We start from the raw sequence: 13,603 nt of genomic DNA, 5'->3' as shown, positions 1-13,603 counted from the left end.
TATATAGGCGCTTATCAACATCGACCGCGCTATATCCGATGCATTTGGAGACATATGGTAGCTGGCAGTAGTGGGACAACCTGCGGGATTAGTGAGGCTACTTTGATCGGTTTTAAGGTATACGCCTTCACCGCTACCCAGTTTTCCAAAAAGGTGATTTTAACCTTGCCGGTATTCTGATTAGCGTATGCATTAGCCGAAAAGGTTAGCGCTATTGCGATCACAAGACGGAAGACGGACGCTTTAGACATTTTTATTTCCTTTTTCTATTTTTCGCCTGCAAGCAGGCTCCTGCGGTGATTTTGGCAAGCTAGCAAGCTGCCTATGTTGTAGTCAAGTGTGTTGGTGTCGACGCAACTGGTCGACCTGCTTTCCCTCTCCCCCAACCCCTCTCCCGCAAGCGGGAGAGGGGAGCGTTGGTTACTCCACCGTCACCGACTTGGCCAGGTTGCGCGGCTGGTCCACGTCGGTGCCTTTGAGCAGGGCCACGTGGTAGCTGAGCAGCTGTAGCGGCACGGTGTACAGGATCGGTGCCAGGCTCTCGGGGGCGTCCGGTACTTCCACCACGGTGATGCCCGGCTCGCTGGCGAAGCCGGCTTTGGGGCTGGTGAACACAAACAGCTCGCCGCCGCGGGCGCGCACTTCCTGCAGGTTGGATTTGAGCTTTTCCAGCAGCTCGTCGTTGGGGGCGATGGCGATTACCGGCATATCCGCGTCCACGAGGGCCAGCGGGCCGTGCTTGAGTTCGCCCGCGGGGTAGGCCTCGGCGTGGATATAGGAGATTTCCTTCAGCTTGAGCGCGCCCTCCAGTGCGATGGGGTATTCCACACCGCGGCCGAGGAACAGGGCGTGGTGCTTCTCGGCGAAAGCCTCGGAGGTAGCCTTTACCAGCTTGTCCAGGCCGGTGAATTGCTCCATCAGTTCCGGCAACTGGTGCAGGGCCCCGACCAGTTCCGCCTCCCGCTCCGCGGACAGGCCGTTGGCCCTGGCCAGGGCGATACAGAACAGCTGCAGCGCGACTAATTGAGTGGTGAACGCCTTGGTGGAGGCCACGCCGATTTCCGGGCCCGCCTGGGTCATCAGCGACATTTCCGATTCGCGCACCAGGGAGCTGTTGGGGACATTGCAGATGGCCAGGGAGGCCAGGTAGCCCAGTTCCTTCGCCTGGCGCAGCGCGGCCAGGGTGTCGGCGGTCTCACCGGACTGTGAGATAGTGACGAACAGGGTGCCGGGGCGCACCGCGGTTTTGCGGTAGCGGATCTCGCTGGCCACCTCCACTGAACAGGGCACACCCGCCCAGTCTTCCAGCCAATAGCGGGTCACCAGGCCGGCGTGGTAGCTGGTTCCGCAAGCGACAATCTGCACTTGCTTCACCTGGGGCAGCAGTTCGTTGGCGCGGGTGCCCAGGGCCTCGGCGAGCACGCTTTTCGCACCGATGCGGCCGGCGAGGGTGGCGGCTGCCACTTCCGGCTGCTCGAAGATTTCCTTCTGCATATAGTGGCGGTAACGGCCCTTGTCCGCGGCGTCGTGGCCGCCGTCCAGTTTGTGCACCGGGCGGCTGACTTCCTTCCCACTCCTGTCGCGGATGGCGATGCCGGCGGCGGTGATCTCCGCCACGTCGCCCTCCTCGAGGAAGATAAAGCGGTCGGTTACCTGGCGCAGGGCCATGGGGTCGGAGGCGATAAAGTTTTCCTCGATACCCACACCCACCACCAGTGGGCTGCCGGAGCGGGCACAGACCAGGGTGCCCGGTTCGTCGGCGCTGATCACCCCCAGGGCGTAGGCGCCGTCGAGTTGCCCGATGGCGGTGGTTACCGCCTCCACCAGGCTGTGGCCCTCGGCCGCCAGGGAGTGGATCAGGTGCACCACCACTTCGGTGTCGGTATCGGAGTCAAACTGGTAGCCCCGCGCCTGCAGGTCCACGCGCAACGGCTGGTGGTTTTCGATAATGCCGTTGTGCACCAGGGCGATATGTTCCGAGCGGTGCGGGTGGGCGTTGCCGTCCGATGGAGCGCCGTGGGTGGCCCAGCGGGTGTGGGCGATGCCCAGGCGGCCGATGGCAGGGTCGGCAACGAGCCGGGACTCTAGGTCCGCCACCTTGCCCTGGCTCTTGCGCAGTTGCAGCTGGCTGTCGCCGTCCAGCAGGCAGACGCCGGCGGAGTCGTAGCCGCGGTACTCCAGACGACGGAGCCCTTCCAGCAGGATTTCATTGACATTGCGCTGGGCCAGCGCGCCGACGATTCCACACATGTTCGTTTCCTCTCTCGAATGTTACAAAGTGGCCGCGATCAGGCGTGCCAACTGCAATACCGCTGACTCGTGCCATCCCTGGCACTCACCCTCCGGGCGCCTGCGGCGTCCAAATCGGCTATCCTGCCGATTTGTCGCGGCCATGGGCCGCTCCTACAGGGGGGCGCGGATTACCCGCACGCCTTGGGATTCCAATTTCCGCTGTGCTTCTTCCTGCAGGCCGCTGTCGGTCACCAGGGTGTCCACCTGGCCCCAGGGCAATTCCAGGTTGGGGATGCGGCGGCCCACCTTGGTGGACTCCGCCAGTACCACCACCTCCCGCGCTACGTCGGCCATCACCCTGGAGAGGCCTATCTGTTCGTTGAAGGTGCAGGTGCCGCGCTCCAGGTCGATGCCGTCGGCGCCGATAAAGGCCCGGTCGAAGTCATAGCCTCGCAGCACCTGTTCCGCCACCCGGCCCTGGAAGGCTTCGAAATGGGGGTCCCAGGTGCCGCCGGTCATCAGCAGGGTGGGTTCGTTCTCCAGTTCGCGCAGGGCGTTGGCCACGTGCAGTGAGTTGGTCATCACTACCAGCCCGCGTTTTCGATCCAGCTCGGGGATCATCGCCGCGGTGGTGCGGCCGTAATCGATCACTATGCGGTGGTGGTCGGGAATCAGCGCCGCGCCGGCGCGGCCGATGGCGCGCTTCACCTCTGAGGGGGCCTCCTCTGCCACCATTTCCCGAGGCACCGGAATGGCGCCCCCGTGGCGGCGCAGCAGCAGGCCGGCGCTCTCCATGGCGGTGAGGTCCTTGCGAATCGTAACTTCTGAAGTTTCGAACTGGCGTGCCAGCTGTTCCACACTGGCCTCGCCGGCTTCGTTGAGCTGTTCCAGTATGCGGTGTCGGCGTTGAAGGGTGTTGCGTTTGGACATGATCAGTTAAGTTTCGATTTGAAACTTAACGATAGCAAACCGAAAGAGCAATTCCCACAGCAATTTTTCTGCAACCCGGTGGGAGCCAGCCTTGCTGGCGAAAAGGAGAGGCGGCGGGATTTATCGCCTGCAAGGCAGGCTCCCACAAATCAGCCAGCCAGGGCCCGCATCAGGGCCTTTAGGAAACGCGCCAATTCGCCACCGGTAACCGCCCGGTGGTCGGCGCTGACGGAGAGGGGGAGGAGGGAGCGCACGGCGGGTTTGTCGTCCACCGCCACCACTCCCTGAAAGACTCGGCCGGCTCCCAGGATCGCCACAGTAGGCGGCAGCACCACCGGTGTGGCGTAGCGGCCGGCCATGCCGCCGAAGTTGGACAGCAGTATGGTGGCGCCCTGCAGGTCCTCCCGGGCGATGCCGGTCTCGCGGGCCTGCTCTTTGTAGTCCTCTATCTGTTCCAGCAACTCTTCGTCGGAGCGCGCGGCCACATCCCTGAGTACGGGCACGTAGAGACCGCGGGGAGAATCCACTGCCAGGCCGATATTGACCGTTTCTGAGGGGGAAAGTGAGTCGTTTTCGTAGAGGGCGTTCAGGTTCGGTTCGGCGGCGCTGGCCTCTTGCACGGCGCGGATCAGGCGCAGGGTGGCGGACTGCTCGCCCCACCAGGGGGAGATGTCCACCTGGTCGCACAGGGTCATGGGCGCCACCTGGTCGCGGGCCCGGCTCATGGCCAGGGCCATGGCGCGGCGGGCGGGGGAGGCCTCTTTCGCGGGTGCCTTGCCCGGGCGCTTCTTTTCCTTCTCCTGCTTCGGCTTCCGTTCTGCCAACTCGCGGACCTCGTCGGCGGTGAAGCGCTCTCCCTGGGGTTGGTGTTGGCTGAGATCGACTCCCAGGCGGCGGGCGAGGGCGCGGACTGCGGGGGTTGCGGTGCGGTGCACCGGCGTGCGGGGGGCGGTTTCTTCGCCCAGGGTTTGTCCGCTTTGCTGGATTCTGCCGACTACCGTGCCGGCGTCGGAGGGCTTTTCTTCGGAGGGAGGTTGATCGCGGCCAACGGCCGCTCCTACAGAGGTGGATTGCTCTGCCTTCTCTTCGACGAAGCCCACCAGCGGCTGGCCCACGTCGATGGTGTCGTCTTTGGCGGCGTAGAGCTTTTCCACGGTGCCGCTCCAAGGGGAGGGCACATCCACCAGGGCCTTGGCGGTCTCTACGGTGACCAGGCCCTGGTTGACGGCGACGGTTTCGCCCTCGGCCACGTGCCATTCGCGGATTACCGCATCCTGCAGGCCCTCGCCCAGATCCGGCAGCTTGAAGATTTTCATTTCGCCCCCTCACCTGGATAGTCCATCGTGGCGCGGGCCGCAGTGAGCACTTGCTCCGTGTCGGGCAGGTAGTTGTTCTCCAACTGGTAGTAGGGCATCACTGTGTCGTAACCGGTGACCCGCTGCACCGGCGCCTTAAGCAGGTCGAAAGCGTATTCGCCGATCTGCGCAGCGATCTCCGCGCCCAGGCCGCCAAAACGCGCCGCCTCGTGTACCACCACGCAGCGGCCAGTCTTCTCCAGCGAGTCGATTACGGTGTGGATATCCAGCGGCTTAAGGGTGGCCGGGTCGATGACTTCCGCCTCTATGCCCTCTTCAGCCAGTTGTTCCGCGGCCTCCAGGGTCTCCTTCAGCGAGGCACCCCAGGAGATCAGGGTGATATCGGTTCCCTCGCGCAGCACGAAACAGCGGTCCAAGGGCAGGGCCTCACCGTTGTCCGGCACCTCCTGTTTGGCGGCGCGATAGATGCGCTTGGGCTCCAGGAAGATCACCGGGTCTGGGTCGCGGATCGCCGCCAGCAGCAGGCCGTAGGCCCGCGCGGGGGAGGAGGGCACCACCACCCGCAGCCCGGGAATATGGGCGAAGATTGCCTCGGTGCTCTCGGAGTGGTGTTCCGGCGCATGGATGCCCCCGCCAAACGGCGCGCGGTAGACAATCGGACAGGATAGGCGCCCGCGGGTGCGGTTCCGGTAGCGCGCGGCGTGGTTGAGGATATGGTCCAGACCGGGGTAGATGAACCCCATAAACTGGAACTCGGCCACCGGACGCAGCCCCTGGGTTGCCATGCCCACGGCGATGCCGGCGATCATGGTTTCCGCCAGCGGAGTGTCCAGAACCCGCTCGGGGCCGAAGGTTTTCTGCAGGCCCTCGGTAGCGCGGAAGACGCCGCCGTTGACGCCCACGTCCTGGCCGAATACCACCACCCGGGGGTCCGCTCCCAGTTCGTGGGCCAGGGCCTGGGTGACCGCCTCCAGCAGGGTGATCTGCGCCATCACTGCTCCCCGGCCAGTTGGTCGTACTGTTCCAGAAAGGCCTCCGGCAGCCGGGCGTAGAGGTGGTCGAACATCGCCGTGGGTTTGTCTTTCGCGCGTTCGGAATAGGCGCGCAGCGCTTTCTCCATCACTTCCGCCAGCTCCCGCTGCAGTTCCCCCTCCTGTTCGTCGCTCCACAGGCCCTCGTTGCGCAGGTAGCGGCCGAGGCGGATCAGGGGCTCGCGCTTCCAGGCCTCGCGCACCTCCTCCTCGGGCTGGTAGCGGCTGGCGTCATCGGCGGTGGTGTGGTCGCAGAGGCGGTAGCTGGTGGCTTCAATCAGGGTGGGGCCCTCGCCATTGCGCGCGCGCTCGATGGCATCCGCCACCGCGGAGCGCACCGCGATCACGTCGTTACCATCCACCTGCAGGCCGGGGATGCCGGCGGCAATGGCCTTCTGGGCGATGGTTTTCGACGCGCTCTGGGCGCTGCGGGGCACCGAGATGGCCCATTGATTGTTGTTGATCACGAACACCGCCGGCAGCTTCCAGACACCGATCAGGTTCAGGGCCTCGTGGAAATCGCCCTTGGAGGTGGCGCCGTCACCGGCGCTGGCCACCGCCACCCGCGGCGGTTCGTCCAGCTGTTCGCGCTTGTACTTGAGGGCGAAGGCCACGCCGGCGGCGTGCAGCAGCTGGGTGGCGATGGGGACGCAGAGGGGCAGGTCCTCGCGGGCGTGGCGGAAGTCCTGCCCGCGCTCGTCGCCGCCCCAGATGGCAAGGATCTCCTCGATCTTTACGCCCCGCTCCAGCAGGGCACCGCTTTCCCGGTAGTAGGGGCAGTAGACGTCGCTTTTCTCCAGGGCGCTGCCGGTGCCCACGCCGATGGCCTCCTGGCCCAGGCTGGAGGGGTAGGTTCCCAACTGCCCGGTGCGCTGCAGCTTTACCGCGCGGTCATCCACCAGCCGCGCCAGGGACATCTGCCGGTAGAAGGCGAGCAGGGTGTCGGGAGTGGCGAAGTCCGGGAGTTCCTGGGTGGCCCGGCCCGCCTCATCCAGGTACTGCAGGTGCGCAATATCGAAGGAGGCGAGCAGGTGCATTCTGGGTTTGTGCATCGGGCAATTCCTTATGTTCCCGAAGCGAAAGTGTAACGGATGGGGAGCAGCCCACCGGCCCGATGAAGAGGAGTTTTCCGCCTGATTCGCAGGGGAGAATTCGCCCCTGCGACATATTCGTCATTCCGGCGCAGGAACGTCATGCCGGACTTGATCCGGTACCGAAACCCAGTTGCCACTGAGCTGGATACCGGCCTCCGCCGGTATGACGAATCAACGGGGGCGCAATTTGAAACTGAGCTTTGGCTCAGCTTTTCTTGGAAGGCCGCTGCCAGCCGGTGATGTTCCGCTGCCGGCCGCGAGCCACCGCCAGTTCCTCGTCCCCCACCTCCCGGGTGATGGTGGAGCCGGCGCCCACCGTCGCCCCGGCGCCCACGCTCACCGGGGCAACCAGTGCGGTGTTGGAGCCGATAAAGGCGCCGTCGCCGATCTCGGTGCGGAATTTGTTTACGCCGTCGTAGTTGCAGGTGATGGTGCCGGCGCCGATATTGACCCCCTCTCCCACAATGGCATCGCCCACGTAAGAGAGATGATTGACCTTGCTGCCGCGGCCGATCTGCGCCTTCTTGGTCTCGACGAAGTTGCCCACCTTGGCGCCCTCGGCCAGCTCGGTGCCAGGGCGCAGGCGCGCGAAGGGACCGACGGTGCAGGCTTGGCCCACACGGGCGTCCTCGATCACAGAGTTGGCCTCCACGCGCACGCCGTCGGCGAGTGTGCAGTTTTTCAGCAGGCAGTTGGGGCCGATTTCCACGCCGTTGCCAAGGGTAACCTCGCCCTCGAATATGCAGTTGATATCGATACAGACATCGGTGCCGCAGTTCAGCCTGCCGCGAATATCGAGGCGCGTCGGGTCCAGCAGGGTGACGCCGGCGGCCATCAATGCTCCCGCCTGGCGGCGCTGCAGGGCGCGCTCCAGCTCCGCCTGCTGGGCGCGGCTGTTGATCCCCGCCACCTCCAGCGGGTCGCTGGCGCGCACGCCGGTGACCGCGATGCCCTCGGCTACCGAGCGGGCCACCACGTCGGTCAGGTAGTACTCCTTTTGCGCGTTGTCGTTGGACAGCTGCGGCAACCACTCCGCCAGCAGCTCCGCCGGCGCGGCGAGGATGCCGGTGTTGATCTCGCGGATCGCCAGGGTATCGGCGTCGGCGTCTTTTTCCTCAACAATCTCCAACACGCGCCCGGCGTCGTCCCGCACTATGCGTCCGTAGCCGGCGGGGTTGGCCACCTCCACCGACAGCAGCGCCGGCCCCTTGTCGGAAGCGGAGAGTAGAGATTGCAAAGTGCCGCTCCTTACCAGCGGCACATCGCCGTAGAGCACCAGCACGGTCGAACCCTTGCGGAAGTTGGGGATCGCCTGGGCCACCGCGTGGCCGGTGCCCAGCTGCTCCGCCTGCTCGACAAACTGTACTCCGCTGTCGGCAAATCGCTCCCGCACCAGGTCCGCGCCGTGGCCCACCACCACGGTGATGGAAACCTCGCCCAATAGCCGGGCGGCGTCGATCACCCGTGCCAACATGGGTACGCCGCCAATGGGGTGCAGCACCTTGGGCAGGTCGGAGTGCATGCGGGTGCCTTTGCCGGCGGCGAGGATAACGATATCGATGGTCATGATTGGGAAATAACATTACTGATGAGGGCGCTCATTGTGCAGACTGGGCCGGCGGGGGACAAGTCGCTCCAGCTGGTCCTGATGATGGGGGATTTTCACATGGCGCTACTCATTTAATCCCGCCGCCCCCGCATTTCTATTGGGAAAGCCGCAGGCAGCGTTCATATTCATCCCAGTAGCCGCCCGGCTGGCGGCGGTAGGGGCCAACCATGGCGCGGCGCGACTGGTCGCTGGCTATGCGGCGGCAGGCCGATTTGAGATCGCGATAGCTGCCAAAAGGGCCGCCGTCGCGATAGCGGTAGCGGCCGTAGTTGGGGTAAAGATTGTCACGGTCCGCGCCGTAGTTGGGATAGGACGGGTAGGCCGGGGGTATTTCCTGGGGTTCCGGAGCCGGGGCTTGTGGAGCCGGAGGTTGTGGAGCTGAACGCTTCGGAGCCGGAAGTGCATAGAGTTCCGTCGGCGCAGTGTAGTCGCGCCAGCCAGGGGGCGGGGTGACCACCGTATAGTCGCCACCACGCGGGTCGTACAGGAAAAAGGTGCCGTCGGAGGTAATAGAGTAGCGGTCGCCGCTGATGGTGACATTGCTGGCGCCGCCGGGAACCGAAGGTACCCGCGCACCCAGCGGCGGCTCAACCCGTCGGTAACCGCCATTTTCCGGGCGATAGAAAGAACCGTCCCAATAGTAATAGGTCTCGCCGCGCACCAATAGCTGCGAGGCGCCAGTGGGGACCTCTGGCGCCCCGCCCTGGGGCCAGGCGAGCGCGGCAGTGAGACAGAACAGAAGTGCAATGGCGTAGCGCATAGCGGCATTCCCGCGGTTGCATACTGTTCAAAGTTTATGCTGCGGCAGTGCCAATCCCCAGAATGGAAGAAAGAACCAAACCGACGATAGGTCGGCTCTGCAGAAATCCCCCCGGAGTTTCCGCTGCCTTCCGAGACGGCACGGCCTGATCTCGGTAAGCCGTTCCCCTGGGTTTCTGTACAGGAGCGGGATAGAGGTTCCGCGAAGTACATGAATATCAGATACCGTGACGATATCGATCAATGGCGACAAGTTTCAGTTCTGCCAGCGATCAAATTCCTTCGATCACGAAGGGCAAACTGATTCCACAGATCAACCAAGTAATAGCGATACATGCCAGCCCCAACAGTAGCCTGTCATTCAGGCGATCCGTCTTAAATCCCGGCAGGCCGCGATCCCGCCAACGCCAAACCAGAAAAAACAGGCTCAGCGCGATAAATACCAGATCAAGAAACAGGGTGTAATCGACCGAAAAATACTCCCTGTTGGTGAGACTTCTGGCCGCGTCGGCCTCCGGCAGCATCCCCAGGGCGGCAAAGCCGTAGTGCATGGCAATCGCGCTGGCGATCAGAATAACCAGAAATACACCGAGGATATAAAGCGCCATCTTCCAGCCGTAGTACTGCGCCTGGATGCGCAATACCGGCAACACCACCAGGTCGCTGAAAATAAATGCCATGATGCCGGCGAAGCTGACGCCATTTCCAAACAGTACGGCAGCCAGCGGGATATTGCCCATGGAGCCGATAAAGGTAAAAAAGGCCGCCACCGGCCCCACCAGGCTCTGCAGCAATACTTCCCAGAACGCCGTATCGCCGCCGCCGGCGCCGACGAAGAGCGCCTGGAAGAATTTGCGCGGCACAAATGTGGCGATAATGCCGGCGACGGTAAAACCGATGGTGACATCCCGCCACACCATATGCCATTCCATCACGTAGCGATCGGCCACCCGCCGCCAGCCCTCGCGGCTGCGGATCAGCTTTTTCCAGTCGGGTATTTTCTCTTCATCACCGTTACCCTCCGCTTCGCGGGCCCGGTCGCGCGCCTTATCGATCAGCTTTTTCGGCGCGGTGAGGGAAACCACCAGCCACATCAGCAGGATCAGCAGCAGGCCCCCCAGATATTCCCCGACCACGAACTGCCAGCCGAGAAACAGCGCAATCACGATACCCAGTTCGATCACCAGGTTGGTAGACGCAAGCAGGAAGGCGAGGGAGGGAATAAATCTCGCGCCTTTCGAGAAGAGCGCGCGGGTGGTCGCCAGGGCGGCGAAGGAACAGGAACTGGAGATAAAGCCAAAGAAACCCGCCAGCGCGATATCCCGGGCCCCGGATTTGCCCATGGTCTGCCGCATGCGCCGCCGCGATACGAAGACCTGGATCATACTGCTGATCAGGTAGCCCAGGCCAAAGGCCCAGAACGCCATCCAGAACAATCCCAGGGTAGTGGTTGCCGCCTGGTGCCAATTGGCGAGTAGACTCTGCATAGGCAGGATGCTTTGGATTACCGGGAAATCAATCTGTGAGTGTAGCCATGTCACCAGTCCAGGCCCTCGATATGCCCGGATTGGTAACGTCTTATTAAAGGAGCTAACTGGTGGAAAGGAAGGGCTTGTGGTTGTCGGTACTGGGCTGCCTGGGCATGGCGGCGCTGGGGTTTACCTTCGCACACCTGGCGGACTCTGACGCAATTTTTCTCGACGGCGTCTTCTCGCTGGTGAACTTTGTAATGTCGCTGGTGATGGTCCGCGTGGCGCAGCTGATCAAACGCAGGGCCGACCAGCACTTTCCATTCGGCTACGCCAGTTTCGAGCCGGCGTTCAATGTACTGCAGAGCATGGTGATCCTGGGCGTGATGCTGATGGCATTGTCATCGGCGGTGATGGCGCTGTACGGGGGAGGGCGCTCGTTGGAGGCGGGCATTGCTACCTTTTACGCGGCCATCGCGGCCAGTGGCTGCCTGGCGATCTACCTGATATTGCGCCGCATCGGCAGGGCCAGCGGTTCCTCACTGCTCCAGGTGGACTCCTTTGCCTGGCTGGTGGACACAGCCCTTAGTGTAGTGGTGCTCTGCGCCTTTGCCTTTGTATGGCTGTTCGGGGACCTGCTGGGCGGCTGGCTGCCCTATGCGGACGCCTGGTTGGTTATCGTCATGGTGGCTGTGATGCTGCCGATACCTGCGGGTATTCTGTACAAAAACCTGATGGAGGTTTTGCTGTCCGCCCCCTCCGGCAGGATGCAGCGGAAGATCCACAAGGCCTTCTCCGCGGCCATGGCCGGAATTCCCGGTAGGCGCTGGGAGCTGAGCATGACCAAGACGGGCCGTTCCCTGTACCTGCACGCGCGGATCCTGCTCGAGGAAGACCAATATCACGCGCCGGTGGAACAGGCGGACGCCTGGCGCGAACTGCTGACTGAGCGCATGAACAAATTTGTTGCCGAGCGGGAGTTCGACGTGGTCTTCACCACCGACCCCGACTACCTCTGACACAGCTCACCGCTGTTTGGAAGTAGCGATATAGCCGTATTTCAGCAGGCCAACGAAAATCGAGCCACCGACGATATTGCCGAGAGTCGCAAGGCCCAGGAACCGGAGGATGCCGACAATACCAACACCGCCTTCGGTGCCGAACCAGGCACTGAAAATGGCCACCGCGCCGGCTATGCAGTGCGCCAGGCCGCCAAAGCCGATTAGAAAGGTGATTACGCTGATCACCACTATGCGGCCGATGGTATCGGAGGAGGAGGTGACAACCCAACCCAGCAATCCCATCAGCCATCCCGCAAAAATGGCGCCGAGAAACATACCGGAGTCGCTGTCGACGACCATTTTGGCTTCGTAGTAATCGAAAACACCGCCGTCGATATGTTGACTGAGCGCCACAAAACGTACGAAAATCAGGCTGAAAATCATCGCCCCCAGCATATTGCCGGCGTAAATCACCGACCAGATACGCCCAAGGCTGCGCCAGCGCTGCCGACCATCCAACACCGGGAGAATCGCGAGGGTGGTGTGCTCGGTGAAGAGGTCGGAACGGCCGATAATCACCATCACAAAGCCGATCGGGTAGCTGAGCGAGGTGATAAAGTACAGCATCTCTCTATCTACCTGCGTGTAAAAATGCGTATAGAAAGCCGCCATCAGAAAGAAACTGAACCCTATCTCCAGCCCCGCAGCAATAGACGATAGGAACAACGACCGGTTGTCCCGCTCGTACTCATGCAGACTGGCCTCCATCTGCTCCTGCAGAATTTCCCGGTCTTTTTTCGGCTTATCGGATTCGCTGGACATGGTTGCCACCCGCCTCCAAAGACACCCCGGCGGGGGGGCCGCCGGTTTATCAAAGGTTAGCTCTGTGGGGCTGGCAATGAGATAAAGGCCGGTAGTAGACCTTTCCATAAGGCGCGGAATTTATTCCGCAGGTCAAGTTTCCCGGCGGGATCAGGGGACCATCGTCCAGCGTTGATTGCTGCCGCCCCAGTCCGACCAGGTCCCGACGTTGTCACCGGGATAAGTTCCGTAGCCGTCAATCACCTGCTGTGCCGCGGCGCGCATGGCGATAGAGCCATTGTCATTCAGTGTGAAACGCTGGTGATCATTGCCGTTGCAGGCCCAGATAATCAGGTTGGCGCCATTTTCAAAGACACCGCCGTTGTCCAGGCAGTAATCCGAGTCGTGCTTGCTGCGGATCTCTCCGGTGTCAGCATCGTAGCTCCATTTCTGCCAATTGCTGCCATTGCAGTACCACTGATGGACATCGGTGCCGGACTCCATTGTGCCGCTGGTAATATCCAGGCACAGATCGGAAGCATTGTTCACCAGTTGGACATATTCGTTAACTTCTGGATATCCCGATGGCCGGTATCGGTTTATATCCCTGAGGAAAGAGCTGTTTCTTACCGGGAGGTTGGCCGATCCATAGTCGAATCCGTTCAAGCGGTTGCGCATCTCCCTGTTGTCCAGGCCATCGCCGTAAAACTGGTACCAGCTGACAATCTCGGGGGTCACAAAAGCGCCGTAGGGGTTTTCCGCATATTCGTTGTCCTTGGCGAAGCGTAAGGCGTGGGTGCCGATTCCGTCTTTGTGGTAGACGATTTTCAGATGGCCGTTTTCAAATGGCAATTGGAAGGCGGGAGCAGTGGTCAGCTCTCCATGAGCACTGTAGCTTCCGTGGGTTACCATGCCATTGGTGGTCCAGACCGCGACGTACTCCCAGTCGTGGCGGTGCCCGCTTTTGATGCCGTCGAGTATCTGGTCTTTTTCAAAATACAGCGCATAGAAGTGGCCACAGTAAGTGGCGCCGCCGCTTTCCGTACAGACATAACGATGGACGGTGTTGGAGGTATCGAGAAAATTGCCTGACCGACAGTCCCCGGTAATGCTACCCGTGGGTTTCAGGCCACCATTTTGCTGTCCGTCGCGGCTGATCCCGGCGCTCGGCAGGCAGCCGTCGGTGTCGAAGTCGAATACCGGGGCAATGGAGACGACATCGACCTCTGTGGGCAAGGCTTTGTCCAGTTTTGCAAAGTCGCTGGCGTGGGTCGGTACAGCGATGGTGGCACCAAAAAGCAGTGCAGAAAAGGCCCTGTTGAAGCTCATAAAGATCCCTCCCTGTAGATAAGCTTGAGCGG

11 protein-coding genes are annotated in these 13,603 nt (G+C 62.2%); 1 reads left to right on the top strand and 10 read right to left on the bottom strand.

The window, feature by feature from the left end; translation table 11 throughout:
- Nucleotides 1-420: 420 nt before the first annotated feature.
- The 8 genes from glmS to FHS09_RS11735 form a co-directional block, all read right to left on the bottom strand.
- Complete coding sequence (glmS, locus tag FHS09_RS11770) at nucleotides 421-2,250, bottom strand: glutamine--fructose-6-phosphate transaminase (isomerizing) (RefSeq protein WP_183460111.1); 1,830 nt, start codon at nucleotides 2,248-2,250, stop codon at nucleotides 421-423.
- Between the two features lie 153 nt (nucleotides 2,251-2,403).
- A complete protein-coding gene (locus FHS09_RS11765) occupies nucleotides 2,404-3,162 on the bottom strand; it encodes a DeoR/GlpR family DNA-binding transcription regulator (RefSeq protein ID WP_183460109.1) in 759 nt (252 codons plus the stop codon).
- A gap of 149 nt (nucleotides 3,163-3,311) precedes the next feature.
- Complete coding sequence (locus tag FHS09_RS11760; protein WP_183460107.1) at nucleotides 3,312-4,478, bottom strand: dihydrolipoamide acetyltransferase family protein; 1,167 nt, start codon at nucleotides 4,476-4,478, stop codon at nucleotides 3,312-3,314.
- The gene (locus FHS09_RS11755; RefSeq protein ID WP_183460105.1) at nucleotides 4,475-5,470 is read right to left on the bottom strand and encodes an alpha-ketoacid dehydrogenase subunit beta; all 996 of its coding nucleotides are present in this window, start codon (nucleotides 5,468-5,470) and stop codon (nucleotides 4,475-4,477) included. The genes FHS09_RS11760 and FHS09_RS11755 overlap by 4 nt, the downstream gene beginning before the upstream one ends.
- Entirely contained in the window at nucleotides 5,470-6,561 is a 1,092-nt protein-coding gene (gene pdhA, locus FHS09_RS11750) for a pyruvate dehydrogenase (acetyl-transferring) E1 component subunit alpha (protein WP_183460103.1), read from the bottom strand. Before pdhA ends, FHS09_RS11755 begins: the two co-directional genes overlap by 1 nt.
- 247 nt (nucleotides 6,562-6,808) lie before the next feature.
- Nucleotides 6,809-8,170, bottom strand: a complete 1,362-nt coding sequence (gene glmU / locus FHS09_RS11745) for a bifunctional UDP-N-acetylglucosamine diphosphorylase/glucosamine-1-phosphate N-acetyltransferase GlmU (RefSeq protein WP_183460101.1) — start codon at nucleotides 8,168-8,170, stop codon at nucleotides 6,809-6,811.
- A 136-nt stretch (nucleotides 8,171-8,306) separates the two neighbouring features.
- Nucleotides 8,307-8,972 carry a DUF6515 family protein gene (locus FHS09_RS11740; protein ID WP_183460099.1) on the bottom strand — a complete coding sequence of 222 codons (666 nt, stop codon included), beginning with the start codon at nucleotides 8,970-8,972 and terminating at the stop codon, nucleotides 8,307-8,309.
- Nucleotides 8,973-9,243: 271 nt separating this feature from the next.
- Nucleotides 9,244-10,458, bottom strand: coding sequence for a permease (locus FHS09_RS11735; protein ID WP_183460097.1), 1,215 nt, complete (start codon nucleotides 10,456-10,458; stop codon nucleotides 9,244-9,246).
- A gap of 110 nt (nucleotides 10,459-10,568) precedes the next feature.
- On the opposite strand from FHS09_RS11735, the gene FHS09_RS11730 reads away from it, so the two are divergent.
- Nucleotides 10,569-11,459: a cation diffusion facilitator family transporter gene (locus tag FHS09_RS11730; protein ID WP_183460095.1), complete on the top strand. Its 891-nt coding sequence runs from the start codon at nucleotides 10,569-10,571 to the stop codon at nucleotides 11,457-11,459.
- A 6-nt stretch (nucleotides 11,460-11,465) separates the two neighbouring features.
- On the opposite strand, the gene FHS09_RS11725 is transcribed toward FHS09_RS11730, so the two are convergent.
- Both FHS09_RS11725 and FHS09_RS11720 read right to left on the bottom strand, forming a co-directional pair.
- On the bottom strand, nucleotides 11,466-12,263 hold the full coding sequence (locus FHS09_RS11725; RefSeq protein ID WP_183460093.1) for a formate/nitrite transporter family protein: 798 nt from the start codon (nucleotides 12,261-12,263) through the stop codon (nucleotides 11,466-11,468).
- Between the two features lie 150 nt (nucleotides 12,264-12,413).
- A complete protein-coding gene (locus tag FHS09_RS11720; protein WP_183460091.1) occupies nucleotides 12,414-13,571 on the bottom strand; it encodes an NPP1 family protein in 1,158 nt (385 codons plus the stop codon).
- Nucleotides 13,572-13,603 lie beyond the last annotated feature (32 nt).

It is taken from the genome of Microbulbifer rhizosphaerae (assembly GCF_014191725.1).
In the GTDB taxonomy this organism is placed as follows: domain Bacteria; phylum Pseudomonadota; class Gammaproteobacteria; order Pseudomonadales; family Cellvibrionaceae; genus Microbulbifer; species Microbulbifer rhizosphaerae.
Note: the sequence above shows the minus strand (reverse complement) of the source record. Positions and strands in the feature narration are given on the sequence as shown.

Excerpts from the sequence above, each read along its gene's own strand:
- glmS (WP_183460111.1), bottom strand. The coding sequence starts at position 2,250 with ATGTGTGGAATCGTCGGCGCGCTGGCCCAGCGCAATGTCAATGAAATC.
- FHS09_RS11755 (WP_183460105.1), bottom strand. The coding sequence starts at position 5,470 with ATGGCGCAGATCACCCTGCTGGAGGCGGTCACCCAGGCCCTGGCCCAC.
- FHS09_RS11720 (WP_183460091.1), bottom strand. The coding sequence starts at position 13,571 with ATGAGCTTCAACAGGGCCTTTTCTGCACTGCTTTTTGGTGCCACCATC.
- FHS09_RS11760 (WP_183460107.1), bottom strand. The coding sequence starts at position 4,478 with ATGAAAATCTTCAAGCTGCCGGATCTGGGCGAGGGCCTGCAGGATGCG.
- FHS09_RS11740 (WP_183460099.1), bottom strand. The coding sequence starts at position 8,972 with ATGCGCTACGCCATTGCACTTCTGTTCTGTCTCACTGCCGCGCTCGCC.
- FHS09_RS11735 (WP_183460097.1), bottom strand. The coding sequence starts at position 10,458 with ATGCAGAGTCTACTCGCCAATTGGCACCAGGCGGCAACCACTACCCTG.
- pdhA (WP_183460103.1), bottom strand. The coding sequence starts at position 6,561 with ATGCACAAACCCAGAATGCACCTGCTCGCCTCCTTCGATATTGCGCAC.
- FHS09_RS11765 (WP_183460109.1), bottom strand. The coding sequence starts at position 3,162 with ATGTCCAAACGCAACACCCTTCAACGCCGACACCGCATACTGGAACAG.
- glmU (WP_183460101.1), bottom strand. The coding sequence starts at position 8,170 with ATGACCATCGATATCGTTATCCTCGCCGCCGGCAAAGGCACCCGCATG.
- FHS09_RS11725 (WP_183460093.1), bottom strand. The coding sequence starts at position 12,263 with ATGTCCAGCGAATCCGATAAGCCGAAAAAAGACCGGGAAATTCTGCAG.